The 24,707-nt window shown below is 73.2% G+C and carries 18 protein-coding genes; 6 read left to right on the plus strand and 12 right to left on the minus strand.

The window, feature by feature from the left end; genetic code table 11:
* Position 1: 1 nt before the first annotated feature.
* Together ACT3TZ_RS01355 and ACT3TZ_RS01360 are read left to right on the plus strand one after the other, a co-directional pair.
* Complete coding sequence (locus tag ACT3TZ_RS01355; protein ID WP_444581590.1) at positions 2-370, plus strand: hypothetical protein; 369 nt, start codon at positions 2-4, stop codon at positions 368-370.
* A gap of 64 nt (positions 371-434) precedes the next feature.
* Positions 435-4,166 (plus strand): hypothetical protein, encoded by a 3,732-nt coding sequence (locus ACT3TZ_RS01360; RefSeq protein WP_444581591.1) that lies wholly within the window; start codon positions 435-437, stop codon positions 4,164-4,166.
* An 18-nt stretch (positions 4,167-4,184) separates the two neighbouring features.
* Here the strand turns inward: ACT3TZ_RS01360 and ligA are convergent, their stop codons facing one another.
* On the minus strand, positions 4,185-6,704 hold the full coding sequence (ligA, locus tag ACT3TZ_RS01365) for an NAD-dependent DNA ligase LigA (protein WP_444581592.1): 2,520 nt from the start codon (positions 6,702-6,704) through the stop codon (positions 4,185-4,187).
* A gap of 119 nt (positions 6,705-6,823) precedes the next feature.
* Between ligA and ACT3TZ_RS01370 the strand changes: the two genes are divergently transcribed.
* Positions 6,824-7,318, plus strand: a complete 495-nt coding sequence (locus tag ACT3TZ_RS01370; protein WP_444581593.1) for a GNAT family N-acetyltransferase — start codon at positions 6,824-6,826, stop codon at positions 7,316-7,318.
* A gap of 118 nt (positions 7,319-7,436) precedes the next feature.
* On the opposite strand, the gene ACT3TZ_RS01375 is transcribed toward ACT3TZ_RS01370, so the two are convergent.
* The 10 genes from ACT3TZ_RS01375 to ACT3TZ_RS01420 all read right to left on the minus strand — a co-directional run bounded on the left by ACT3TZ_RS01375 (position 7,437) and on the right by ACT3TZ_RS01420 (position 16,819).
* A complete protein-coding gene (locus ACT3TZ_RS01375) occupies positions 7,437-7,796 on the minus strand; it encodes a hypothetical protein (RefSeq protein ID WP_444581594.1) in 360 nt (119 codons plus the stop codon).
* Positions 7,797-7,990: 194 nt separating this feature from the next.
* Positions 7,991-9,106: a hypothetical protein gene (locus ACT3TZ_RS01380; RefSeq protein ID WP_444581595.1), complete on the minus strand. Its 1,116-nt coding sequence runs from the start codon at positions 9,104-9,106 to the stop codon at positions 7,991-7,993.
* A complete protein-coding gene (gene mnmA, locus ACT3TZ_RS01385; RefSeq protein WP_444581596.1) occupies positions 9,103-10,194 on the minus strand; it encodes a tRNA 2-thiouridine(34) synthase MnmA in 1,092 nt (363 codons plus the stop codon). Before mnmA ends, ACT3TZ_RS01380 begins: the two co-directional genes overlap by 4 nt.
* Complete coding sequence (locus ACT3TZ_RS01390) at positions 10,191-11,399, minus strand: cysteine desulfurase family protein (RefSeq protein ID WP_444581597.1); 1,209 nt, start codon at positions 11,397-11,399, stop codon at positions 10,191-10,193. Before ACT3TZ_RS01390 ends, mnmA begins: the two co-directional genes overlap by 4 nt.
* Complete coding sequence (locus tag ACT3TZ_RS01395; RefSeq protein ID WP_444581598.1) at positions 11,396-12,361, minus strand: hypothetical protein; 966 nt, start codon at positions 12,359-12,361, stop codon at positions 11,396-11,398. Before ACT3TZ_RS01395 ends, ACT3TZ_RS01390 begins: the two co-directional genes overlap by 4 nt.
* Positions 12,358-13,380, minus strand: a complete 1,023-nt coding sequence (locus tag ACT3TZ_RS01400; protein ID WP_444581599.1) for a vWA domain-containing protein — start codon at positions 13,378-13,380, stop codon at positions 12,358-12,360. The genes ACT3TZ_RS01395 and ACT3TZ_RS01400 overlap by 4 nt, the downstream gene beginning before the upstream one ends.
* Positions 13,380-14,402: a vWA domain-containing protein gene (locus tag ACT3TZ_RS01405; protein WP_444581600.1), complete on the minus strand. Its 1,023-nt coding sequence runs from the start codon at positions 14,400-14,402 to the stop codon at positions 13,380-13,382. The genes ACT3TZ_RS01400 and ACT3TZ_RS01405 overlap by 1 nt, the downstream gene beginning before the upstream one ends.
* Positions 14,393-14,866 carry a hypothetical protein gene (locus ACT3TZ_RS01410; protein WP_444581601.1) on the minus strand — a complete coding sequence of 158 codons (474 nt, stop codon included), beginning with the start codon at positions 14,864-14,866 and terminating at the stop codon, positions 14,393-14,395. The genes ACT3TZ_RS01405 and ACT3TZ_RS01410 overlap by 10 nt, the downstream gene beginning before the upstream one ends.
* Entirely contained in the window at positions 14,853-15,749 is an 897-nt protein-coding gene (locus tag ACT3TZ_RS01415) for a DUF58 domain-containing protein (RefSeq protein WP_444581602.1), read from the minus strand. The genes ACT3TZ_RS01410 and ACT3TZ_RS01415 overlap by 14 nt, the downstream gene beginning before the upstream one ends.
* An 11-nt stretch (positions 15,750-15,760) precedes the next feature.
* Positions 15,761-16,819: an AAA family ATPase gene (locus ACT3TZ_RS01420; RefSeq protein WP_444581603.1), complete on the minus strand. Its 1,059-nt coding sequence runs from the start codon at positions 16,817-16,819 to the stop codon at positions 15,761-15,763.
* Between the two features lie 250 nt (positions 16,820-17,069).
* Here ACT3TZ_RS01420 and glgX point away from each other — a divergent pair, with 250 nt between their 5' ends.
* From glgX to glgB, 3 genes are read left to right on the plus strand one after another with little or no spacing between them, the layout of a single operon-like run.
* On the plus strand, positions 17,070-19,376 hold the full coding sequence (gene glgX, locus ACT3TZ_RS01425; RefSeq protein ID WP_444581604.1) for a glycogen debranching protein GlgX: 2,307 nt from the start codon (positions 17,070-17,072) through the stop codon (positions 19,374-19,376).
* Positions 19,376-21,472, plus strand: a complete 2,097-nt coding sequence (locus tag ACT3TZ_RS01430; RefSeq protein ID WP_444581605.1) for a maltotransferase domain-containing protein — start codon at positions 19,376-19,378, stop codon at positions 21,470-21,472. Before glgX ends, ACT3TZ_RS01430 begins: the two co-directional genes overlap by 1 nt.
* Positions 21,465-23,696, plus strand: coding sequence for a 1,4-alpha-glucan branching protein GlgB (gene glgB / locus ACT3TZ_RS01435; protein WP_444581606.1), 2,232 nt, complete (start codon positions 21,465-21,467; stop codon positions 23,694-23,696). Before ACT3TZ_RS01430 ends, glgB begins: the two co-directional genes overlap by 8 nt.
* A 115-nt stretch (positions 23,697-23,811) precedes the next feature.
* Here the strand turns inward: glgB and ACT3TZ_RS01440 are convergent, their stop codons facing one another.
* The gene (locus tag ACT3TZ_RS01440; RefSeq protein ID WP_444581607.1) at positions 23,812-24,699 is read right to left on the minus strand and encodes a tetratricopeptide repeat protein; all 888 of its coding nucleotides are present in this window, start codon (positions 24,697-24,699) and stop codon (positions 23,812-23,814) included.
* Positions 24,700-24,707: the final 8 nt, after the last annotated feature.

The following is a 24,707-nucleotide window of genomic DNA, read 5'->3' on the forward strand; positions in this document are numbered from 1 at the left end:
CATGACCGCACGCGAACTGCACGAGCCGCAGGGCCCGCACGACGACGAGGACGCACGCTCGGGCGCCCCGGGCGGTTGCGTGGCGGACGAGGCCGTCCGGCTCAGCGCCCTCGCGGTGAACGTCTCCGTGCCGGAGGATCTCCAGTGGACCGACGAACGCCGCGGGGAGACGTTCCGCCTCACCAGCATCACGGTGCGCCTGCTTCCCGACGATTCCCTCGCGAGCAAGGCCTACGGACGCCCCGTCGCCGGCGGCCGCGGCGGCTACGTGTCCTTCGCGGTCCCCCGGACGCCCGAGCTCGATGCGCTGATCAGCGGCGCCGCCTCCGCGGCATCGGCGCGCTGGGCACACCATCGCGGCCTCTCGTGACGCCACTGCTGCGCACCGTCGGGTCGTGGTCAACGCCTCGACCCGGGCCTACTACGGTGCGCGCATGACCCTCCGCGGCTTCGCCTCCGGATCACGGGTGACCGGCACCGGGCTGTCCCTGGACATCGCCCCTGCGCTCACACCGCGAGGACCCGTGGCGCTCCCCAGCTTCTTCCACGGCGTCAGCACCCGACCGGAGGTGCTCGCACGGGCGCTCCTGGTCCTCGCCGACATCACCGCGACCCGCTACACGACCCGCACGCCCTCGGCTCTCAAGGACCCGGTGCTCACCGCACAGGGCGATCGGCTGCGGATCGAGACCTTCTCCGCGTGCGGCAGCGTCCATGCACGCCTGGACCTGCTGGCCTTCGGGGTCGACGGCGGCGAGATCGGCTTCGGCACCACGAACGTCGACATCGGCGACGCCCTTCGGACTGGACTGCTGGCGGTGCGCGGGGACGGACTGCTCCATCTGGACGTCGCCGCCGAGGAGCTCCGGGTCGTCACCGGTGACGGCGCGTTCATCGAGCGTCGCGTGGAGATGCCCCCGTCGTGGGTCCCTGCCCTAGGGACCCTCACGATGGCCCAGGAGTCCCTGCGTCCTGTGCTGCTCGTCGGCGCGGTCGCCGCCCGCAGGGAGCTCACCTCCGCGATGCGTCGCGCCGATCGGGTGCGCTGGGTCCAGCGCGCCGGCGGCGAGCTCGGCGAGACGCGCCGACCCACCGCCGGAGGGGTGGTGGTGCACTTCCCCGGTCGCCTCGCCGCACTGACCCGGCTGCTCCTGCACATCCGCTCGATGACGGTCCACGCGATGCCGGGCGGCGCTCCCGGCCCCGTCGCGGTGGAGCTGGAGCTGCCGGGGGCGCGTTTCACCCTGACCCTGGCCGAGCAGCGGTGGAGCGGCGGCGGCCGGGACCCCCGGATCCTCGCGGCGCTCACCGACCCGCGCGCCGTCCGGGACGCCGACCTCCTGGCCGTGGTCCTCGCCTTCGAGCCCGTCGTGGATCCCGTGCGGCTCACCGGGTCCACGGGACTCGAGGAGGCCCGTGTCCGGGACGGCCTCCGGGTCCTCGCGGGGGCGGGGACGGATCGGCTGGGACAACCACGACGGCGCGCACTTCCACCGGGAGCTCCCCGCCGACACCGGCGAGGACGCCCTCGCGACCGGACGCGCGGCCGCCGCGCGTCGGCTCGCCGACGGTGGCGCCGTCACGGCGGACGGGGAGGCGCGAAAGGTCGACGCGGGCGATGCCCAGGGTCCGTACACGGTCCGCGGCACCGTCTGCTCATGCGCCTGGTCCCGACGCTACGGCGCGTCCCACGGCCCGTGCGTCCACGTGCTGGCGGTCGGCATCGGCGAGCGCGGCCGATGACGACACGATCCGCCGCCCTGAGCACGGCGATCGCCGTGCTCGAGGAGCTGGGCTGGCACGGCCGTCCCCTGGCAGAGCTCGTGGCGCGCGACCTCGGCGCCGCCGCCCAGCGCAGGATCCTCGTGGACGGCTTGGAGCGGGGTTCCTGGTGGGAATGGGTCGAGCTCGGAGAGGGAGCGACGACGACCCGTGCCGTCTTCGAGGGCATCGACGAGGACGCCGTGGCCCTCGCGGCGATCCGGGCAGGTGTCGGCGTGCCGCGCACGGCGGAGCTGATCGGGTACCTCAGAGAGCTCCCGATGAGCACGCGCATCGCGCTCCTCCATGCCCATGGCCCGGGTTTCGCGGAGGACGTCCTGACCGAGCTGGTGCGGACCACCCGTCGTGAATTCGAGCACGAGCCGTCGTGGTGCGCCGAGCTGTGCTGCGTGCTCGTCGACGAGCTCGACGTCCCCGTCCCCGCGGCACGCGAGTACCTCAAGGATTGGATCGCCCTGGTGTGCGCTGCCTTCGGCGATGACCGCTGGCTCTGGGACACCGCTCGTGCCGAGGTGCCCGTCCGGCGGGAGGTCCTGACGCGCCGTGCCGTCGAGCACGCGGAGCTCTGCGCCCGCGAGCGCGTACCCGCGACCGGTCCCCTGATCCCTGCGCTGCGGCTTCTGCTCGATGCGGACCTGTTGCGCCGTGACGACCTCGTGCGGATCTGTTTCATCGGCATCGACCGGGCACGACGACCCGGCGACCGCCTCGGCTGGTCCCGTCTCCTGATCCAGGACCTCGCCGTGACCACGGATGAGCTCGCCGAGCACGCCGACGTCCTGATCCCGGTGCTCATGGACGGCACGGGGCAGCTCGTGAGCCTGCTGGCCGTCCCCCTGGCGGCGGGACCCCAGCGGCATCTGCCGGATCTCCTGGCCGTCGCCCAGGTGTGCCGCACGGACGGGGCCCGCTCCCGACTCCTCCGCGCGATGGCCGCGCGGCCCGTCCCCCCCGCCGACATCCTGGACGCGTGCGCGCTCGCCCTCGCGGAGCTGGACGCCGCCCGTCTGTCGGAGACGGAGGTCCGGCTGATCCGCGAGGCGTGGGCGCTCCCGGGATCTCCTCCCCCGGTGCAGGAGCGCCCGGACGAGGTCCTCGTCCCGTGGCCTCCGACGCCCGCGGTGTGGACGGTCCCCCGTCTGGAGGCGCCTCCGACCTCCGCCTCCGGGATCCTCGAGCTCGCCCAGGAGCTGCAGGCCGATGGTCCGTGGACGGCCAATCCGACGTCGGAGCGGTTCCTCGCAGGCCTCGTCCGGGCTGATGCCACGGCCCGTGCCGCGGTGCTGCAGGAGCTGGCCGGGATCCATGAGGAGACCCCCGTGCACGGCCTCGACCTGGTCCCTGCGCTGCACAGCACCCCGTACACGCCACGGCACGACCGGGTCGGAGAGCTGGCAGAGCATCTGGACCAGGTCACCGAGCTGGTCTCGACCCCCACGTGGGTCGATCATCGCCTGGATCCCGAGGACCTCGTGGCCCGGCTCGAGAGCCTGCAGCGAGCTGGAGGGGTCGTGCTGCGCAGCGACCTCCACCTGGCCCTGCGGCGACTCGACCTCCGCGCACCGGACCACGACCTGGCCGTCCGCCTGCGGGAGCTCGACGTCCCCGTCATCTGCGGTGCCGACAAGGTGCCAGACCTCACGGCCGGGGCGCTCGCGGCGGCGATCGCCGACGAGCCGCTCATCGAGCCTCCCCTCGAGGACGGGGGGCGGGGATTCTGGCGCATCGGCGTCCAGCCAGGCGCGACCACCGCGGCGGGGCTGCGACCTCGGACACTGCGTCATGCAGGATTGGTGGACCCCGACGATCCGAGTCCGTGGTGGGTCGAGGTGCCGACATTCCGCCTGGGCTCCGAGGACTTCTGGGGTCGGGCCTCCGTCATGACGCAGCTGGCGCGACGCGCCGAACCGTTCGGTCCGGCCGGCGCCATGGCGATGATCGGCGCACTGCGTGATCCGGCGTCCCAGGACGAGGAGGCTGCCTGGGGTGCTGTGCTCGATGCCTGGGACCGCGGGCTCCTGCGACCCGGTGTCGCGTCGTTGCGGTATCTGGGGTGGGAGACGACGCCCGCCCGTCTCGCGTCTCTGGCCCGGGTTCTGCGGGATCTGTCCTCCGACGGCCTGGCGCCCGTGGCATGGCCGCTCCTGGATGACATCGCCGGGTACGGAGCCACGGCCAGGAGGGTCCCACCGGGCATCGCGGAGGCCGTCGTGGCCCTCGACGAACTCCTCGCATCCGCCCTCGCGGCCGGGCGCGCGACGCTGCCCGGGGTCCGTTCGCTCGCCGCGCGCGGAGGCACGTCGGCCGCCGTCCGAGCAGCTCGAGCACTCACGGCCCGCCTCGACAGCGAGAGTGGCCCGGCCCCCGAGGTGCCCGCGAGGTGATCGGCCGATGTCCGTGGCCTAGTGCTCCGGCGCCGACCCCTCGGGTTCCTCCTCCGGACCGACGGTGTCGTCATCGGCCTCGCCCTCGGTCCCGGAGAGCGCCACGGCCTCGGCACCCCCGGCGAGCAGCTCCGCGAAGCCGGCCTCGTCGAGGATCCTCAGGCCCAGGTCGCGGGCCTTGTCCGCCTTGGAGCCGGCGTTCTCCCCGATCACGACGAAGTCCGTCTTCTTGGAGACCGATCCCGCGGCCTTGCCGCCACGGGAGATGATCGCCTCCTTCGCACCGTCCCGGGTGAAGCCGTCGAGACCACCTGTGACCACCACCGTCAGGCCTTCGAGCGTGCGGACGAAGCCCTCGGCGACGTCGTCGGCCATGCGGACGCCGGAGGCCTCCCAGCCGCGGACGATCTCCTCGTGCCAGTCGACCGCGAACCAGTCGCGGACCGCCTCGGCGATCACGGGGCCCACGCCGTCGGTGCCCGCGAGGGTCTCGACGTCGGCCTCGCGGATCGCGTCCATCGACCCGTAGGCGGTGGCCAGGGACCGCGCGGCGGTGGGCCCGACATGGCGGATCGACAGGGCCACGAGCACACGCCACAGCGGCTGCTCCCGGGCCTTGGCGAGCTCGTCGACGAGCACCTCCGTCGTCTTCAGCGGCGAGGGCGCCTTGGTGCGCCGCCAGCTCTCCTCGCGCTTGTAGTGCCGGATCGTCCCGCGGGACCAGAAGGCGGGCTGGATGCGCCAGTCGCCCGTGGCCTCGCCATCGCGCTTCTCCGGCTGGTAGACGATGACGTCCCGCAACTCGTCCGCGGTGAGGTCGAACAGGTTGGTGCCCGTGGTGACGACGGGCTCCTGGAGCGCGGGGAGCAGGGGATCGGCCTCGTCGGTGATCCGCAGCAGCGGCACCCCGTCGGTCCCTTCGACCTCCTCCCCGTTCTTGAGCACGACGAACTGCGCGAGCCGGGCATCGGCCGCCTCCCGCAGCGGCAGGTAGAGGCTATGGCCCGCCCGCAGCGCGGCGAGCGCCTCGGGGCGGCGCAGATCCGGGTCGGTCAGCGCGACCGCGCTCTCCTCGCCGAGGGACTCGATGTCGAAGGCCCCGCGACCGGCGGCGTGCGCGATCCGCCCGGTCACCTGGGCCGGGCAGGAGCGCTGATTGGGGCAGCGCCAGTCCTTGTCGCCCTCCTTCTCGGGGCGGATGGGGGTGCCGCAGGCCGGGCACAGCTCGGGCATCACGAAGGGGCGCTGGGTCCCGTCGCGGAGCGCCTCGACCGGGCCCAGGATCTCCGGGATGACGTCCCCCGCCTTGCGCAGGATGATCGTGTCGCCGATCAGCACGCCCTTGCGCTCGACGTCGAACTGGTTGTGCAGCGTCGCGAACTCGACGGTGGACCCCGCGACCCTGACCGGTTCGAGAACGCCGAAGGGCGTGACCCGTCCGGTGCGCCCCACGTGGACCTGGATGTCCAGGAGCTCGGTGGTGACCTCCTCGGGCGGGTACTTGAAGGCGATCGCCCAGCGCGGGGCGCGGGAGGTCGAGCCGAGCCGGCGCTGCTGGGCGAAGGCATCGACCTTGATGACGATCCCGTCGATCTCGTGCTCGACGTCGTGGCGGTGCTCGCCACGATCGGTGATGAAGGCGCGGACGCCCGCGAGGTCGTGCAGCACCCGCGTATGGGGGGACGTGGGCAGCCCCCAGGCGGCGAGCTGCGCGTAGACCTCGGACTGCGAGGCCAGGGTCACGCCCTCGTGCGCGCCGATCCCGTGGACGTACACCTGCAGGGCGCGCGAGGCGGTGATCGCGGGATCCTTCTGCCGCAGGGAGCCTGCCGCGGTGTTGCGCGGGTTCGCGAACTCCGCGAGCCCGGCCTCCCGCCGCTGGGCGTTGAGCTCCTCGAAGGCCGCGGAGGGGTAGAACACCTCGCCGCGCACCTCGAGCACCGCGGGCGGATCCTCCGTGTCCAGGCGTTCGGGGACGTTGGCGATGGTGCGCACGTTGGCGGTGACGTCCTCCCCCACCCGGCCGTCGCCCCGGGTCACGCCGCGCACCAGGCGGCCCTGCTCGTAGACGAGGTCGATCGCGAGCCCGTCGATCTTCAGCTCGGTGAGCCATGCGACCTCGGCGCCCTCGCCGAGACCGGCGTGCACGCGGGCGGCCCACGCGTCCACCTCCTCGAGGCTGAAGGCGTTGTCCAGGCTGAGCATCCGCTCGAGGTGCTCGACCGGGGCGAAGCCTGCCGAGACCCCGCCGCCGACCGTGCGGGTGGGCGAATCGGCACGGGCCAGCTGGGGGTTGCGGGCCTCGAGGTCGCGCAGCTCGTTCTCGAGGAGGTCGTACTCGCCGTCGGTGAGCGTGGGCGCGTCCTGCTCGTAGTACTCGGCGCGGGCCTGCTCGATCCGTGCGGTGAGCTCAGCGATCCGCTCCTGCGCGGAGCCGGTGGCATCGTCGGTCCGGGCCGCGGCGGGACGCGACGACGCCGGTGCCTCGTCGTCGGCCGGGGCGTCGGGATCGGGCTGGGGGCGGTCGTGGTCGGTCACCCGGACATCATCTCCCACCGGTGCGACGAAGCAGGGCGTGCCAGACTTCCCGGGTGCCGTCCCCCGAGCCCTCCGAGTCCCCCATGCCCTCTGTGCCCTCCGCTCCCTCCGCTGCGACCGTGCGCCCGGCGAGCCCCGCGGACCTCGCGGCGCTGCAGGAGATCGAGGAGGCGGCCGATCGCACCTTCGAGCCGCTGCTGGGTCCCCGCCCCTTCGGCGACGAGCGCGCCCCCACCGGCGAGCAGCGGGCGACCGAGCCGGGCTTCGTGCTCGCGGCGGTCGACGGGACGGCCGTCGTCGGGTTCGCGCACGTCCTCGTCCGGGGCCCGGAGGCTCATCTCGAACAGCTGGCCGTGCTGCCGTCGCATCACGGGCAGGGTGTGGGGACGGCGCTGATCGAGGCGGCGTGCGACACGGCGCGCGCACTGGGGCACCGCAGCATCACCCTGCGCACCTATGCCGACATCCCGTTCAACGCCCCGCTGTACGCACGGCGAGGGTTCCGGATCATGCCGGATCCCGACACGCCCCTGCATCGCGCCCTCGTCGAGGCCGAGGAGCAGGCGGACCTCTTCCGGCACGGCGCACGGGTCACGATGCTCCGCGAGCTCTGATCGGCCCGGCCCCGGACGCACCTCGGGCGCGCTCCCCGCGAGGGGAGCGCGCCCGAGGTCGGGACGGCGATCCGGTGCTCACGTCACCGGACGCCCCATAGCCTGTGCAGGGCCCTGCTCAGACGAACATGGGCGCCTGGACGAAGTGGTCCAGGAAGCGCGTCAGCTCGGGCTCGGAGAGATCGTCGATGACGACCACGCCGGCGCGCAGCGCCCGCGAGGAGCGGACGGCGGCCTTGATGTCGGCCACGCTGTGGCGCCCGACGGACAGCACCTGGACGCCCGAGACGGGCTGGTGGGAGAAGTCCAGCGCGCCGTTCTCGTGGCGGTGTGCGTAGCTGCCCGCGAGGCGGGACATGCCGGCGTACACGGCGTCGCGGACGGCGGGCAGCGGAGCGGAGATCTCGATGGCCGCGACGGGGTGGTGTCCGGCGGCGAGCTGCTCGGCGAAGTATCGGTCGAGTTCGGTGCGTTCCATGATGGGGCTCCTTCGTGGGGGTTCGTTGCTGCGCAGACAGCCCCATCGATGGCCGCGACGACGTGGGTCCGAGGACCTCCGCCGTCACTCCACGGTACGACGGCCGCGCGGCGGCGTCACGGACGAACACACGATGTTCACGCCTGCCGCGACCCGGCTCACGTCGGCGGAACCCTGCAGGTTCCCCGAGCGGATCAGGCGGTCAACGCCTCGACCCAGCCCGGCGCGCGTCGCAGCAGGCTCGCGATCGCCGCCTCCGTGAGCAGTGAATCCGCAGGTGGCGGGGCCGAGGGGTCGCGCCGGGCGGACCCTGCGGAGACCGCATGAGCCTGCCAGGTGAGCCCCGCGAGATCGGCGGGGGCGTAGCCGATCCGGCCCCAGATGGAGGTGACGCGGTCCAGGTCACGATCCGGCCTCGACGCGTCCAGGACCAGCTCGATCGCCGTGCCGCCCTCGCGCGCCTGCGCCAGGGACTCCCAGGCGCGGCGGCCCGCGGCATCGGAGAGGTCACCGAGCGCGGACGGCGCGACGGCGATCCGTGCCGCGCCTGCCGTGAGCGCCGTCCCCAGGGTCCCGTCGCGTCCGCCGACCGCGAAGGTCACGTCCTCCCGGGCGATCCCGCCGGATGCGGCGAGCGCCTCGAGCAGGGTGGCCTGCAGCTCCCCGAGCTCGGGCAGGGCGAGGGCCCGGTACCGGTCGCGCCCCGAGGGCGTGGGAATCCGCCCGCCGACGACGGCGCCGAGGGCGTCCTCGCGCACGAGCACCCCCGGACGTGCACCGGGGACCCTCTCGCGGACGGCCGCGGCGTACGCGGCGAGGCCTTCGCCCAGCAGCACGGGCAGGTCCCGGCGGGCCCCGGCATCGGCGAGCGTGCGCTCCCCGTTCGCCACGAACGAGGCGGCCGAGAGGGTCGCCGGTCCCAGCACCGTCAGCCGGAGCGGGCCGTCGTACCCGAGCAGCGCGAAGCGCGCGTCCTCGACGGTGCGCTCGCGCAGCTCCCGGGCGCGCAGCCACGCCCGGCTCGCGCCCGGCCCCACCCGCCAGCCGTAGGAGACGAGGTCACCGGTGGTCCCGGCGAGCAGGGAGAGCGAGGCCGGCAGCAGGTGGTCGGCGGGCTCGGTGCCCAGCGCGCTGGGGAGGTAGAGACCGGTGGCGATCCCGTCCTCGAGGTCGTCGCCCAACAGCGATCGCAACCGCTCGAGGGCCTGCAGCCGCTGCCCCTCGGCGTCGTCGGCGGGGCCCTGTGCCGGGCCGGGCCGCGACGCGCGGAACGTGCCGTCCCCCGTGATGCTCAGCAGCGTCGTGCTCATGCGCGCCTCTCGAGGGTCGCGGCGGCCAGGACCCGGTCCCCGTCGTAGAGGACCAGGGTCTGTCCGGGGGCCACCCCGCGGATCGGGCGCTCGAGCTCGACCTCCAGGAGGTCGCCCGTGCCGCGCCCGGGGACGGCGCGGACACGGCCCGGGACCGCCTCGCCATGGGCCCGGATCTGGGCGCCGACGGTGCGTCCGGCCTCCACGGCCTCGAAGGAGACGACGTCACGGGCCACGAGGACCCGGGTCGACAGCAGCTCGGCGGCGCCGACGACCACCTGCCGGGCGCCGGGATCGACGTCGAGGACGTACCGCGGCGCACCGTCGGGCGCGGGCCGGGAGAGCCCCAGGCCCTTGCGCTGGCCGATGGTGAAGCCGTGGGTCCCGGCGTGCTCGCCGAGCACCGTCCCGTCGGCGTCGACGATCTCCCCGGGCGCCGAGCCCAGGTGCCGCTCGAGGAACCCGCGGGTGTCGCCGTCGGCCACGAAGCAGATGTCGTAGCTGTCGGGCTTGGTCGAGACGCCCAGGCCGCGCGCTCGGGCCTCGTCGCGCACGGCCTGCTTGTCGGCGAACTCGCCGAGGGGGAAGAGCGCCCGCGCGGCGGCCTCGGGCCCCATCACGGCGAGCACGTAGCTCTGGTCCTTGGCGTCGTTGCGGGAGCGGTGCAGGGAGGCCCCGCCGTCGGGCCCGTCGGTGCCCACGCGCGCGTAATGCCCGGTGCACACCGCATCGAAGCCCAGCAGGCGCGCCCGGTCCATGAGGGAGGCGAACTTGATGCGCTCGTTGCAGCGCACGCAGGGGTTGGGGGTGCGGCCCGCGGCGTACTCGGAGAGGAAGTCCTCGACGACGAGGTCGTGGAAGTCCTCGGACAGGTCCCACACGTAGTACGGGATGCCGATGCGGTCGGCCGCGCGGCGGGCGTCCGAGGCGTCCTCGACGGTGCAGCAGCCCCGGGAGCCCGTGCGGCTCTGGGCACGGGAGCGCGACAGCGCCATGTGCACGCCCACGACCTCGTGGCCGGCGTCCACGGCGCGCGCGGCGGCGACGGCGGAGTCCACGCCGCCGCTCATGGCGGCCAGCACCTTCATGCGACCGCCCCCGCCCGCTGCGCACGCCGGGAGCGGGTCCCGGCGTCGACCGCGCGCGCCCGGGCCACGACCTCGGGGAGCACATCGAGCACGCGCGCGACGTCTCCCTCCGTGCTGGTCCACCCCAGGGACAGGCGCAGCGCGCCGCGGGCGTCCTCGGCGGGGACCCCCATCGCGGCGAGCACCCGGCTGTCCTGCGTCACCCCGGCGGTGCACGCCGATCCCGCCGAGGCGTCGACACCCGCCTGGTCCAGCAGGAACAGCAGCGTCTCCGCCTCCGTGCCGGGGACGAGCACGTGGACGATGTGATCAGCGGTCGCCGTCCGGGCGTCGACCGTCGCCCGGACCCCGGGATCGCTCGCGAGCACGCCCGCCCGCAGCCGCGCGGAGAGGCCCCGCAGACGCGGCCGCTCCGTCGCGGCCGCCGAGACCGTCTCGTGCAGGGCGGCCGCGAGGGCCGCGGCGAGCGCCGCCGGGAGGGTCCCCGAGCGGATGCCACGGCCCTGCCCGCCGCCATGCGTGACGGGGGCCAGCGGCAGCCCGTGACGGGCCACGAGCACGCCGATCCCCACCGGCGCGCCGAGCTTGTGGCCCGAGAGGCTGACGAGGTCGAGCGCGCGGAGGTCCGGGAGGGCCGTGTGGCCGATCCCCTGGACGGCGTCGCTGTGGATCAGGGCGCCATGACGGTGCGCACGGTCCGCGAGGTCCGCGAGGTCCTGGACGACGCCGGTCTCGTTGTTGACGAGCGCCGCGCTGAGGATGCTCGTCGTGCCCGGGGCCAGCAGCGCATCCAGCGCCTCGGAGTCGAGGATCCCGTTGCGGTCCACCGGGGCGAGAGCGCCCTGGGCGATCGGGTCGAGGGCGGCCGCGGTCTCGAGCACCGCAGGATGATCGGTCGCGCACACGAGGACCCGATCGCGCTGGGGCTCCCGATCGCGGACGCCCCGGGCGCCGCCGCGCAGGGCGAGGTCGTCGGCCTCGGTGCCGCCGGAGGTCAGGACGATCCACCCGGTCGGGACGCCCAGGTCCGCGGCGATCGACTCGACCGCGTCATCCAGCACGGCGCGGGCACGCCGGCCCGCGGTGTGGGTCGAGGACGGGTTGCCGAGGGTGTCCGAGGCCGCGAGGAAGGCGTCACGGGCCGCCGGGCGCAGCGGCGCGGTCGCGGCGTGATCGAGGTAGGCCCGGTCCGGTGGCGCGGTCACCACGGCTTGTCGGGGTTCTGCGGCGCTCCGCCCGTGGAGTTGTCGCCGTCGCCGCCCTGATTGGCGGACTCGTTGCGCTCCTCGAGCTCCTCCTGCTTCTTCTGCTCCTCGCTGTCGCCCTCGGTGGGGGCCTCCTGCGTGGGCCCGCTCCCGGAGGGGTCCTCGTGCTGCGGGGAGTTGCTGGGGTCCTGCGAGGGGTTCTGCTGCTCCTCCGGGCCCGGATCGGTGCCGCGCGCGGAGGGATCCTTGCCGGCCTCGCGGTCGGCCTCCTCGCGCTTGTCCTGGATCCGTTCGCCGTTGCCGCCGGTCGTGCCCTCGTCCTCGTTGCCGTTGCCCTGGCCCTCGCCCTGCTCCTCGCCCTGGCCCCCGCCGCCCTGGCCGTCGCCCTCTCCGCCGCCACCGCCGCCGGCGCACGGTGCCAGGAGCGTCTCGGCCTCGAACAGGCGGTCGCCGCGGGCGGCGGGATCCGCGATCCGATCGGCCTGACGTTCGATGGAGATGGCGAGGTTGTTGAGGATCTTGCACTCGGCGTGCGCGGGCTGGTTGAGGTCGCTGGAGCCCTGCCAGGTCTCCAGCGCGACGCGCAGCTCCTTCTCGGCGCCGGCGTCGTCGCCCGCCTGCAGCAGGTCGGTGCCGTGGGTGAGGTGGGGGAGGTAGGGCTCGAACCAGTTGATGGACTCGACGGGTCCCAGGCGCTCGCTCGCGGTGGTGAAGTCCTTGTCGGCATAGGCGTCGTCGTGCCACGCCTGCGTCAGCGGCATGGACACGAAGCGCACCACGAGCAGGCACAGGGCGAGGATCGGCAGGGCGAGGATCGCGAAGACGATCAGCCGCAGGCGGCGGAGCCTCCTGCGGTCGATGCCGAAGTCGCGACCGCGGCGCGGCTCGTCCTGGACGAGCGCGTCGGAGGTGGGACCCGTGGGGGTCGGCGCCTGCGGTGCGGGCGGGAGGGTGGTGGTCATCTCGTCTCCTCCTCGATCGTCGTGCTGCGGTCGGGCCGGGTGAAGTCGTCGCGCTCGACCTTGCGGGGCAAGCGGTAGGTCACCGCGCCGAGCTCCCACACGAACAGGATGCCCAGCGGGATCGCCGCGATCCAGTACCAGTCGGTGAACGACGGGGTCCGGGACGTGCTGGACGTCGGGATCGACCGCAGGGTGATCCCGTTCATCGTGGACGTGAGGTCCCCGCCGGGAGCGGTGCGGTGGAGGTACTGGACGCCCAGCTGGTTCGCGATGCCCTCGAGCGTGGGCTCGTCGATGTGCGACAGGCCCTGCGCGCCCGAGGAGTCGGTGATGTACGCGCCGTCGTCGGTGCCGCCGGTGACCTTCATCGGCCCGCCCGCGGTGGTGCCGAAGCCGAGCACGGCCCCGCCGTCGATGAACTGCGAGGCCCCGCTGAAGGTCTGGGACTGCACCCCGTCGGTGTTCTCGCCGTCGGACAGGACGTACACGAGCACTGAGGACTCCGGGTCCTCCCGCTTGGCCTCGGAGACCGCCCGGGTCAGCGCGTCCAGCGGTCGGTCGACGTTCGAGCCGCGCGAGGTGGCGGTGGACTCGGTGGTCAGGGTGTCGATCCAGGCGTTCGCGGCCCCGGCGTCGGTGGTCAGCGGCAGCTGCTCGGCGGCCGTCGAGTCGAAGCCGATGATCCCGTAGCGGGACCCCTCGGTCATCGCCATGATCTGGCGCATGTCCGACTTCACGCCCTCCAGGCGCGGCTGCTCGCCGTCGTAGTCCTCGGCGTTCATCGACCCGGTGCGGTCGACCACGAAGAAGACGTTGGCGTTCATGCGCTGGGTCTGGTCGGCTTCGAGCGGCGTCGCCGGTCGGATCGCGACCACGACCAGCAGCAGCACCATCGCCAGGCGCCGCAGCCAGGTGAGCCGTTCGCCGCCGCGCCGTACGAGGAGCACGGCGCACAGCGCGACGAGGGGTCCCAGCAGCAGCACGATGGCCCACCAGGGGATCAGGAACGCGGCGTACATCAGCGGGACCTCCAGCCGACGAGCACGATCCCCACGAGCGCGGCGAAGGTGAGCAGGAAGGCGACGAGGGGCTGGTCGGTCCGCAGGACGGTCGGCGTCGCGCCCATCTCCTGGGCCTGCTCGCGCTGGATGCTCGCGAGGATGCTCGGGATGGCATCCGGGTCGCTCGAGGAGTAGAAGTGCCCGCCGTGGTCGGCCGTGACCTTCTCGAGCTCGTCGGCGCAGGTGCGGGCGCACTCGTACGCCCCGGGATAGAACGTGTACAAGGTGGCGTCCCGCCGCTCGAGGGAGGCGGCCGCCTCGTCGAGGGAGAAGATCGGCTCGCCGTTGACCTCGTTGTCGGTCGCCAGGATCACCGAGCGGCTGCGGTCCTCGGCCCCCTGATCGAAGAGCTGGCCGCACGCGGCGACCCCGTCGGGCACGATCGAGGCCTGGTCGTCGACGCCGCGGGTGCCCTGGATGAAGTCGACGTACTGGCGCACCTTGTCGTCGGAGTAGTCGCGTGACCCGGCGCGGTATCCCTGCTCGTCGAAGTCGATCGCCTCGGAGCCCGCGGCGAGCTCCCGCTTGACCAGGTCGTAGTCGTTGGTCAGCGGGAAGACCGTGCGGGACGTCGAGTTGAAGATCGACAGCGCCACGCGCTCGCCCTCGAAGGAGTCGGTGAGCTCGGCGAAGGTCTTGAGGATCTCCGTGTCGTACTCGTACATCGACCCGGACACGTCCAGGCACAGCACGATGTCGCGGGTCGCGAACGTGGGTGTCTGGATCCGTTCGGTCGCGACCCGGCCCGCGAGGACCGAGGAGCCGACGAGACCCAGCACCGCGACGACCACGAGCAGCACCCGCAGGAGGCGGGCCAGCCCCTGCGTGCGCGAGAAGCTGGGGATGCGGTCCAGGAACTCGGAGTTGGCGACGACGACGGGGCTGCGGCGCACGGAGCGTCGGTTCCAGAACGAGATGCCCCAGACCGCGATCCCGGCGACGAGGAGCACGAGGGTGACCCACCACAGGATCATGACCATGTGCGGATCACCTCCCGGGCCCGCTGCAGCGAGGTCTCGAGCGCACGATCGCTCTCCCGGGCGAACTCGGGCTCGTACAGGTCGGCGATGAGCCGGCCCACGTCCCGCGTGCGGTCGTCGGCCAGGAGCGTCGTGACGTCCTGGCTCGTGACGTCGTGGCCGGTGGTGCGCCGGACGAACCGCCGCATCACCGCGGTGAGCTCGCGATGGGCGTCGCGGGCGTCGAGATCTCCGGCGTCGAAGCGCGAGCCCACGGTGTTGGTCGCCCGCAGGAACTCGGCCTTGAGGCCCTCGACGTCCGTGGGGCGCCCCGTGTACGCCGAGCGCTCGACCACCCCGCGCGTGATCCGCAGGGTCGCCACGACGAGCACGACGATGACGATCACGCACAGCACGGCCAGGATCAGCCAGGCGATCGAGTACTGCGGCGGGTCGATGATCTGGGGTCCCTCAGCGACGAGCACGGCGGTACTCCCTCCGGCGCAGGGTCGAGATCATGTCGTCCACGACGGTGGTGGCCCCCTGGGTGAGCACGTGGGTGATGTGGAGGCTGTCGAGCATCTGGGTGACGGCGTCCCGGCGCGCGGCCCGGTAGGCCTCGACGTCGCGCCGGACCTTCGCGGAGGTGCGGGACATCGACGAGACCTCGCGCGGGGCGTTGACGTCGACGACGTCGTGGTCCAGGTCGCCGGGCAGCAGGGGATCGGCGTCGGCGATCCGGATGACCAGCAGGTCGTGCCGTGTGGTCAGGCGTCGCAGCAGGGAGTGGTCGTCCGGGGTGGGGTGGGCCTCGTCGGTCACGATCGTCATGAGGGTCGGGCGCATCGTGACCCGGAACGCGCGCTCGAGGAGCCACGCCGAGTCCGGTGCCGGGGCGCCGATCACGGCCGACTGCTGGATCGTGCGCAGGAGGAGCTCGAGGTGGCCGTCCGAGGAGCGCGAGGGCAGCTGCAGCGGTCGCCGCTCGCCGCCGGCGACGAGGGAGACGAGATCGCCGTTGCCCTGGGCCAGGAAGCACACCAGGCCGGCGGCCAGCACCATCGCGTCCCGCTTGGAGGTGCCGTCGGCGGCGGTCGCCGCCATCGCGTCGGAGGTGTCCGCGACGATGGAGAGGTGCCGCACCCTCTCCTCGTTGAACTGGCGGATCAGCGGTTCGCCGGACCGCGCGGTCGCCTTCCAGTCGATGTCGGAGATGCGGTCCCCGGGCTGGTAGAACTTCAGGTCGTCGAAGTCCTCGCCGCTGCCCTTGAACATCGACCGGCCGCGCCCCTGGATGAGACCTCGCGCGCGGCGCGAGGTGTGCAGGTCGACCTGGGCCTTGACCCGGGTCATGAGCGAGGTGGCCATGGGGACGCCGCTCAGGGCATGGGCACGGCGCGGAAGACCGCGTCGATGATCGTCTCGGGCTCGACGCCGCCGGCCAGCGCGTCGAAGGTCAGGACCAGGCGGTGGCGCAGCACCCCGTAGCGCATGGCGCGGACGTCGTCGGGGGTCACGTAGTCGCGGCCCTGGATGAGGGCGTGCGCCTGGCCGATCCGCATGAGCGCGAGGGAGCCGCGGGGGCTCGCTCCGACCCGCACGGACTGGGTGAGGTGGGGGACGGGCCGGGGTCCAGAGCCACGGGTGGTGAAGACGAGGTCGACGATGTAGCGCTTGACGGCGGGATCGACGTACACGCGGTCGACGGCGTCCTGGAGGAAGCGCACGTCGTCCAGCGACACGGAGGCCTGCGGGGCGGTCTTGGGCGCCGCGAGGCGACCGGCGGTCGAGCGGTCGAGGATCTCGTGCTCCTCGGCCGGGCGCGGGTAGGTCAGGATCTCCTTGATGAGGAAGCGGTCCATCTGCGCCTCGGGGAGGACGTAGGTGCCCTCCTCCTCGATGGGGTTCTGCGTCGCGAGCACCATGAAGGGATCCGGCAGGGGGTGCACCTCGCCGCCGATGGACGTCTGCCGCTCCTGCATCGCCTCGAGCATCGCCGACTGCGTCTTGGCGCTCGAGCGGTTGATCTCGTCCAGGAGGACGATGTTGGCGTGCACGGGGCCCAGCTGCGTGGTGAACGTGCCGGAGCCGTAGTTGAAGATCTGCGTGCCGATGATGTCGTTGGGCATCAGGTCCGGGGTGCACTGGATCCGGTGGAAGCTGCCACCGATCGCCGAGGCCAGCGCCGAGGCGGCCGTCGTCTTGGCCAGACCCGGGACCGACTCGAGCAGCACGTGGCCGCCGGCGGCGAGCGATGCCAGCAGGGTCAGCCGCAGGTTCTCCTGGCCGACGACCCGCGAGCCGAAGACCTGGGTGATCGCGCCGACCACGGCGCGGGAGCGCTCGAGGTCCTGGGGGGCCAGCGCAGGGGCAGACGGTGTGAACCGCTCCCCTGCACCGCCGGACTCGTTGCGGCGCGCCTGGCTCGGCTGACTCATGTGTGCCCCTGCTCCCGTGGTTCGGCGTCTCGTGTGCGGAGGCACGGCGCGGGGCCGTGCCGGTGGACCGCTGGGCCCTGTGGAATGCGCGGGCCCCGGGCACGGTGCCGGACGTCCGCCCGACGATCCTAGCCTCCGGTGCCTGGCGATGGCGGCCCAGGGCACCGGGCGGCGTGCCGGACGGGCCGATCCCACGGCCACGGGCGGGCCCGGGTGACGCCCTGCCCCGCGACGGTGGCACGATGTGTCGGTGCCAGACCTCCCCCTCCCCTCCCCCTCCCGCCTCCGCGTGGACGCCCCGGCGTCCCCGGGGCTCCACGTCGACGCGAGCGGTCGGGGGACGTTCGGCGTGGTGGCGCCGCGCGCCCACGCGGTGGACCTGTGCATCCTGCGCGGCGGCGCCGAGCAGCGGGTGCGGCTGCGCCGCTTCTCCGGCGGCATGTGGTGGGACGAGGTGCGCGACATGACCCCCGGCACCCGCTACGGCCTGCGCGTCGAGGGGCCCTGGGACCCGGTGGCGGGCAAGGTCGCCAACCCTGCCCGGCTGCTGCTGGACCCGCGGGCCGGCGCCGTCTCGCACGCCTCCTCGCTGCACTCGGCGATGTTCGCCCACGAGGTGGACGCGCTGCTGCGTCCGGCCCACGACGGCCCGCTGCGGATCGACCGGGACGACGACGCGGACGTGGCGGTGTGGTCCGTCGTCGCCGACGACCGCTTCGCGTGGGAGGGCGATGTCCCCCCGCGCGTCCCGTGGCCGGACACCGTGCTGTACGAGGCGCACGTGCGGGGGCTCACGGCGCTGCACCCGGAGGTGCCCGCGGCGCTGTGCGGGACCTACGCGGGCCTGGAGCATCCGGCGGTGACCTCGTACCTGCGCGACCTCGGGATCACGAGCGTCGAGCTCCTGCCGATCCACGCGGCGATGGACGAGGCCCATCTGGCGCGGATGGGCCTGACCAATTACTGGGGGTACTCGACCCTGTCGTTCTTCGCCCCGGACCCGGCGCTGGCGACGGACGCCGCCCAGCAGGCGGGACCCCAGGCCGTCGTCGACGAGGTGCGCTCGATGGTGCGCGGCCTGCACGCCGCGGGCCTCGAGGTGATCCTGGACGTGGTCTACAACCACACCGCCGAGGGCGGCGCCGACGGCCCCTCCCTCTCGCTGCGGGGGCTCGACGCCCGGGAGTTCTACTGGATGGACCAGGGCGACTACGAGGACTTCACGGGGACCGGGGCGACGCTGGACATGCGGTCGGTCCACGTCATGGACCTCGTGCTGGACTCCCTGCGGCACTGGGTCACGACCTATCACGTCGACGGGTTCCGCTTCGACCTCGCGGCGACGCTCGGGCGCGACGACCGCGGCTTCCGCCCCGACCATCCGCTCCTGCGCGCGATGACCACCGACCCCGTGCTGCGTCACGTCAAGCTCATCGCCGAGCCCTGGGACGTCGGCGGCTACGGCTGGCAGACGGGATCCTTCCCGCCCCCCTTCGCCGAGTGGAACGACGCCTTCCGCGACGACGTCCGCAGCTTCTGGCTGGCCGATCCCGCGCGCCGCGCCCGCACCGGGAGCCTCGACGTGGGCGGCGTGCGCAACGTGGCCACCCGCCTCGCGGGCAGCGCCGACCTGCTCACCCGCCACGACCCCCAGGACATCTCCCCCGGACGCCACCTCCGCGCGCCGTGGGCCGGCATCAACTACGTCACGGCGCACGACGGCTTCACCCTGCGGGACCTCACCACCTACGACGTCAAGCACAACGAGGCCAACGGCGAGCACAACCGCGACGGCACGGACGACAACCGCTCGTGGAACCACGGCCATGAGGGCGAGGTCTCCGACGCGGACCCGGCCGCTCCCGGGATCCGCGCCGAGCGCCTGCGCACCGCCCGCGGGATCCTCTCGACGCTGCTGCTGGCCGCGGGCACCCCGATGCTCACCGCGGGCGACGAGTTCGGCCGCACCCAGCGCGGCAACAACAACGCCTACTGCCAGGACAACGAGATCTCCTGGGTCCACTGGGACCTCGACGAGGAGCAGGAGGCGCTGCTGGCCACGACGCGGGACCTGCTGGCCCTGCGCCATCGTCTGCCGCGGCTGCGCCCGGGCACCTTCCTGCGCGATGCGGACCCGTCGGCCCCGGCCAGCGACCAGGTCGCGTGGTTCGGCGCGGAGGGCGAGCCCCTGCGCCACGAGGACTGGTTCGATCCGCGACGGCACACCCTGCAGATGCTGCGCCCCGGGGATCCCGGAGCCGAGCACCTGCTCCTGGTCGTCAACGGTGCCGACGCCCCCGTCACGGTGCGCCTGCCCGGCGCCCCCTGGACCACCGGCGCCCCCACCGTTCTCTTCTCCTCGGCACCGGCCGAGGCCGAGGCACCGATCCTGGCCACCGCCCCGGATCCGGCGTCCGCCGCGGCCGTCGAGGCACCCGCCCGCACCGTCCTCGTGCTCGAGCTGCCCCCGGCGATCGGGGCCGACGGGCCGCGCGCCGGGACCGGTCGATCCTCTACGCTGAGGACGCCGAACCTCCCGTCCAGTCAGGAGACCTGATGTCCGTGAGCGCGACCCCGTCCCGACCCGCCGCACCCGTCGTCGCCGAGAGGACCGGGGAGGCGCTCTCGCTCTCCGGAGGCGTCGGCCGGATCCCGATCATGGCCGTCGAGCCCGTGGTCGACGGCGGCCGCTTCCCCGCCCGCGCCACCGTGGGCGAGACCGTCCCCGTGCGCGTCAACGCCTTCCGCGAGGGCCACGACGCGATGGGCGTCCAGGTCGTCCTGCTGGACCCCGCAGGGACCGAGCGCGGTCGCGAGCCGCTGCGCTCGACCAACCCCGGCCTCGATCTGTGGGAGGGGTCCGTGCGCCCCGACGCCGAGGGCGCCTGGTCCTTCCGGATCGAGGCCTTCTCCGCCCCGTACGCGACCTGGGCCCACGTGGCCGAGATCAAGGTTCCCGCCGGCATCGACGTGGACCTCGTGCTCGTCGAGGGCGTCCAGGTGCTCTCCCGGGTGCTCGACGAGATCGCCGCCGGCACCCGGCCCGCGCAGGACGGCCCCCGGGTCCGCGCCGCGATCGATGCGCTGCGCAATCACGCGCTGTCGCCGGAGGCACGCCTGGCCCCGGCGATCGCCGAGGACCTGCGCGAGGCGCTCACCCGGCGCCCGCTGCGGGACGGGGTCACGGTCTCCGGGCCCCATGCCCTCGTCGTCCAGCGCCCGCGCGCCCTGTACGGCTCCTGGTACGAGTTCTTCCCGCGCTCGGAGGGCGCGCGCTTCGATCCCGAGCACGGGGGCTGGATCTCCGGCACCCTGCGCACCGCCGCCGAGGGGCTCGACCGGATCGCCGCCATGGGCTTCGACGTCGCCTACCTGACGCCCATCAGCCCCATCGGCACGACCTTCCGCAAGGGCCGCAACAACACCCTGGACGTGCGGCCCGGGGACCCCGGCTCCCCCTACGCGATCGGCTCCGCCGCCGGGGGCCATGACGCGATCCATCCGGACCTCGGCACGATCACGGACTTCGACGCCTTCGTCGCCCACGCCCATGACCTCGGTCTCGAGGTGGCGCTCGACGTCGCGCTGCAGTGCTCGCCCGACCATCCGTGGGTCGCCGAGCACCCCGAGTGGTTCGAGGTCCGCGCCGACGGCACCATCGCCTACGCCGAGAACCCGCCCAAGAAGTACCAGGACATCTACCCCCTGAGCTTCGACACCGACTACGCGGGCCTCTACCGGGCGGTGCGAGACGTGCTCGAGCACTGGGTGCGCCACGGCGTCACCCTGTTCCGCGTCGACAACCCCCACACCAAGCCGGTCCGCTTCTGGGAGCAGCTGCTCGCGGAGTTCTCCCGCACCCATCCCGAGGTCGTGTTCCTCGCCGAGGCGTTCACCCGCCCCACGATGATGCACACCCTGGGCAAGGTCGGCTTCCACCAGTCGTACACGTACTACACGTGGCGCCACACCGCCGAGGAGCTGCGCGAGTACCTCGAGGAGCTCGTCGAGTCCGCGCCGTACATGCGCCCGAGCTTCTGGCCCACGACGCACGACATCCTCACGCCCTTCATGAGCTCCGGCGGCCGCAGCGCCTTCCGCCTGCGGGCGATCCTCGCCGCCACCCTCGTTCCCACCTGGGGCATCTACTCCGGCTACGAGCTCGTCGAGGACGTGCCGCGGCCGGGCGCCGAGGAGCAGATCGACAACGAGAAGTACGAGTACCACCCCCGGGACTACGCGGGCGCGGTCCGGGCCGGCACCTCCCTCGAGCCCCTGCTGACCCGTCTGAACGAGATCCGTCGCGATCACCCGGCGCTGCAGCAGCTCACCGACATCTCGTTCCACGAGGCCGATGACGACCAGGTGCTGGTCTTCTCCAAGCACCTGGACGCCGCGGCGACCGGCACGGGGCGTCCCGACACCGTCCTGGTCGCCTCGGTGACCGCCCACGACCGCGGGGCCGGCGCCACGCTCGACCTCGATCTCGAGGCCCTGGGCCTCGCCCCCGGCACGGAGTCCTTCGAGGTCGAGGATCTCCTGACGGGTGAGCGATGGACCTGGGACGCCCACCCCGTGGTCATCCTGGATCCCGCCTCGCGCCCTGCCCACGTCCTGCGCATCGTCCATCCCGAGGAGAGCCTCCATGTCTGATCCCGGCACCACCCCCGCCCCCGACGTGTCGCCCGCCCGCCTGCCCCTGAGCGAGCACGAGCTGGGCGCGGTCGCCACCGGCTCCTACCACGATCCCCACACCGTCCTCGGGGCCCACGCCTACCGCGGCGCCGTCACCGTGCGCACCCTCAAGCCCCTGGCCCGGGCCGTCGACATCGTGCTCCCGGACGGCGCCGCCGTGCCCGCGGCCCACGAGTACAACGGCATCTGGGTCGCGACGGTGCCGGGCGACGCGCTGCCCGCGTACCGGGTGCGGGTCACCTGGACCGAGGGCGCGACGCCCGTCGAGCTCGAGGACCCGTACCGCTTCTGGCCCACCCTCGGTGAGCTGGACCTGCACCTGATCCGGGAGGGTCGCCACGAGGAGCTGTGGAAGGCCCTGGGTTCCCACGTGCGGACCGTCGACGGGGTCGACGGCACCAGCTTCGCGGTCTGGGCGCCCGATGCCCACGCCGTGCAGGTGGTCGGCGGCTTCGACGGCTGGGACGGCCGGAGCACCGCGATGCGCAGCCTCGGCGCCTCCGGCGTCTGGGAGATCTTCGTGCCCGGCGTCGGCGACGGCGCGGTCTACAAGTACCGGATCCTCGGCGCCGACGGCGTCTGGCGGGACAAGGCCGATCCGCTCGCGCGGCTCGCGGAGGTGCCGCCTGCGACCGGATCCGTCGTCACGACCTCGGACTACACCTGGGGCGACGACGTCTGGCTGGCCGATCGCGCCCAGCGGGACGCGGTGACCTCCCCCCTGTCGATCTACGAGGTGCACCTCGCGAGCTGGCGTCCCGGCCTGGATTACGTGCAGCTGGCCGACGAGCTGGTCGCCTACGTCTCCGAGCTCGGGTTCACCCACGTCGAGTTCATGCCGGTGGCCGAGCACCCCTTCGGCGGCTCCTGGGGCTACCAGGTCTCGGGGTACTACGCGCCGACCTCGCGCCTGGGGAGCCCCGACGAGCTGCGCCACCTCATCGACACCCTGCACCGCGCCGACATCGGCGTGATCGTCGACTGGGTGCCCGCGCACTTCCCCAAGGACGCCTTCGCCCTCGGGCGCTTCGACGGCGCGCCCCTGTACGAGCACGCCGATCCCCGCCGCGGCGAGCACCCCGACTGGGGCACGTACATCTTCGACCTGGGCCGCCACGAGGTGCGCAACTTCCTCGTGGCCAACGCGGTCTACTGGATCGAGGAGTTCCACGTCGACGGCCTGCGGGTCGACGCGGTCGCCTCGATGCTCTACCTCGACTACTCGAGGGAGGAGGGCCAGTGGATCCCCAACGAGTTCGGGGGCCGGGAGAACCTCGAGGCGATCGCCTTCCTCCAGGAGGTCAACGCCACCGCGTACAAGCGGGCACCCGGCATCACGATGATCGCCGAGGAGTCGACGTCCTTCCCCGGCGTCACGCGACCCACCGATCAGGGCGGGCTCGGCTTCGGGTTCAAGTGGAACATGGGCTGGATGCACGACACCCTCGAGTACATCTCCGAGGACCCCCTGCACCGCCAGTACCACCACGGCGAGCTGACCTTCTCGATGGTCTACCAGTACTCCGAGAACTTCGTCCTCCCGATCAGCCACGACGAGGTCGTCCACGGCAAGAAGTCCCTGCTGCGCAAGGCGCCCGGGGACGACTGGCAGCAGGCGGCCACGCTGCGCGCCTACCTCGCCCTGCAGTGGACCCACCCCGGCAAGCAGCTCATCTTCATGGGCACCGAGTTCGCCCAGGGCACCGAGTGGTCCGAGGAGACGGGGCTGCCGTGGTGGCTGCTGGAGTACCCCCTGCACCAGGGGGTCCAGACCTACGTGCGCGACCTCAACGTCCTGCAGCGCTCGCACCCGGCGCTCTTCGAGCTGGATCAGGATCCCTCGGGCTTCGCCTGGCTGATCGGTGACGACGCCGGCCACGACACGATCGCCTTCCTGCGCCAGGACCGCGCGGGAGATCCGGTGGCCGTGATCATCAACTTCTCCCCTCAGCCGTGGCACGGCTACCGGGTGCCGCTGCCCGAGGGCGGGACCTGGATCGAGGTGCTCAACTCCGACTCCCCCGCCTACGGCGGCTCGAACGTCGGCAATCTCGGGCGGGTCGATGCCGAGAAGGTGCCGATGCACGGCCGCGAGCACTCGGTGCGGCTCTCCCTCCCGCCGCTCGGGGCGATCGTGCTGGCGCCCGAGCGCACGACCGCTCGGGGAGCGCACGAGGCCTGAGACCAGGAGGTCGGTCGCGCCGCGGTCCACCGCCGTGGCGCGACCGTCCCGGATGCAGGAGGGGCACGGACGCCGATGCGTCCGTGCCCCTCCTGCATGCTCGGGGGAGCTGCCGTCAGAACAGCAGGTTCGCCATCCGTCGGCGCGCCGCCGCCACCCGCGGGTCGTGGGCGCCGACGACCTCGAAGAGGTCCAGCAGGCGCGATCGCACGCTGTCCCGGGTCTCGGCATCGGCGCCGCGCAGCAGCGCCAGCAGGCGCGCGAACGCGTCGTCGACATGACCGCCGAGCACGTCGAGGTCGGCCACCAGGAGCTGGGCGTCCAGATCGGCCGGACGCTCGGCGGCCGCCGCCCGCGCGGCATCGAGGTCCGCGTCCTGGGTCCGGCTCATGAGCTGGACGGTGGCCATGCCGGCCCGTGCCTCGTCGTCGGCGGGGTTCTCGGCCAGGAGCTTCTCGTACGCCGAGACCGCACCGGGCAGGTCCCCGCGCTCGATCGCGTCGTACGCCTCCTGCTGCAGCGGCGAGAGCGGTTCCTCCTCGGGAGCCTCCCCGTCCGCCGGGTCGTCGACGCCGTCGGTGCCCAGGCCCTGCTGGCGGGCGAGCTGCACGACCTGGTCGATGACGGGCCCCAGCTCCGCGTCCGGGACGATCCCCTCGAACAGCGGCTGCAGCTGGCCCTTGACGAGCAGGAGCACGGTGGGCAGGTTCTGGACCCGCAGCGCCCCGGCGACGCGGGGCTGGGTGTCGGCGTCGACGGTGGCCAGGCGCAGCGCACCGGCCTGGGCGTCGACGAGCCGGCGCAGCGTCGCGAGGAACTGCGGCCCCTCGGGGACCCGGGAGCTCGAGACCACCAGGAGCGTCGCGACGGTGCTGGACGCGGCGATGACGTCCTCGAGCTCCTGCTCGGTGACGGTCACCTCATGGGTGCCCCGCGGGGCGTCGTCCCGCGCGGGATCGTGCTTCAGGGACGCCAGGTCGATGACGCCGTAGGGGTCGGACATGAGCTCGG

This window comes from Brachybacterium sp. AOP25-B2-12 (assembly GCF_052378625.1).
Classification (GTDB): domain Bacteria; phylum Actinomycetota; class Actinomycetes; order Actinomycetales; family Dermabacteraceae; genus Brachybacterium.

Coding starts and splice junctions, on each gene's coding strand:
- ACT3TZ_RS01355 (WP_444581590.1), top strand. CDS start 2: ATGACCGCACGCGAACTGCACGAGCCGCAGGGCCCGCACGACGACGAG.
- ACT3TZ_RS01360 (WP_444581591.1), top strand. CDS start 435: ATGACCCTCCGCGGCTTCGCCTCCGGATCACGGGTGACCGGCACCGGG.
- ACT3TZ_RS01375 (WP_444581594.1), bottom strand. CDS start 7,796: ATGGAACGCACCGAACTCGACCGATACTTCGCCGAGCAGCTCGCCGCC.
- ACT3TZ_RS01380 (WP_444581595.1), bottom strand. CDS start 9,106: ATGAGCACGACGCTGCTGAGCATCACGGGGGACGGCACGTTCCGCGCG.
- mnmA (WP_444581596.1), bottom strand. CDS start 10,194: ATGAAGGTGCTGGCCGCCATGAGCGGCGGCGTGGACTCCGCCGTCGCC.
- ACT3TZ_RS01395 (WP_444581598.1), bottom strand. CDS start 12,361: ATGACCACCACCCTCCCGCCCGCACCGCAGGCGCCGACCCCCACGGGT.
- ACT3TZ_RS01400 (WP_444581599.1), bottom strand. CDS start 13,380: ATGTACGCCGCGTTCCTGATCCCCTGGTGGGCCATCGTGCTGCTGCTG.
- ACT3TZ_RS01405 (WP_444581600.1), bottom strand. CDS start 14,402: ATGGTCATGATCCTGTGGTGGGTCACCCTCGTGCTCCTCGTCGCCGGG.
- ACT3TZ_RS01415 (WP_444581602.1), bottom strand. CDS start 15,749: ATGGCCACCTCGCTCATGACCCGGGTCAAGGCCCAGGTCGACCTGCAC.
- ACT3TZ_RS01420 (WP_444581603.1), bottom strand. CDS start 16,819: ATGAGTCAGCCGAGCCAGGCGCGCCGCAACGAGTCCGGCGGTGCAGGG.
- ACT3TZ_RS01430 (WP_444581605.1), top strand. CDS start 19,376: ATGTCCGTGAGCGCGACCCCGTCCCGACCCGCCGCACCCGTCGTCGCC.
- glgB (WP_444581606.1), top strand. CDS start 21,465: ATGTCTGATCCCGGCACCACCCCCGCCCCCGACGTGTCGCCCGCCCGC.
- ACT3TZ_RS01440 (WP_444581607.1), bottom strand. CDS start 24,699: ATGTCCGACCCCTACGGCGTCATCGACCTGGCGTCCCTGAAGCACGAT.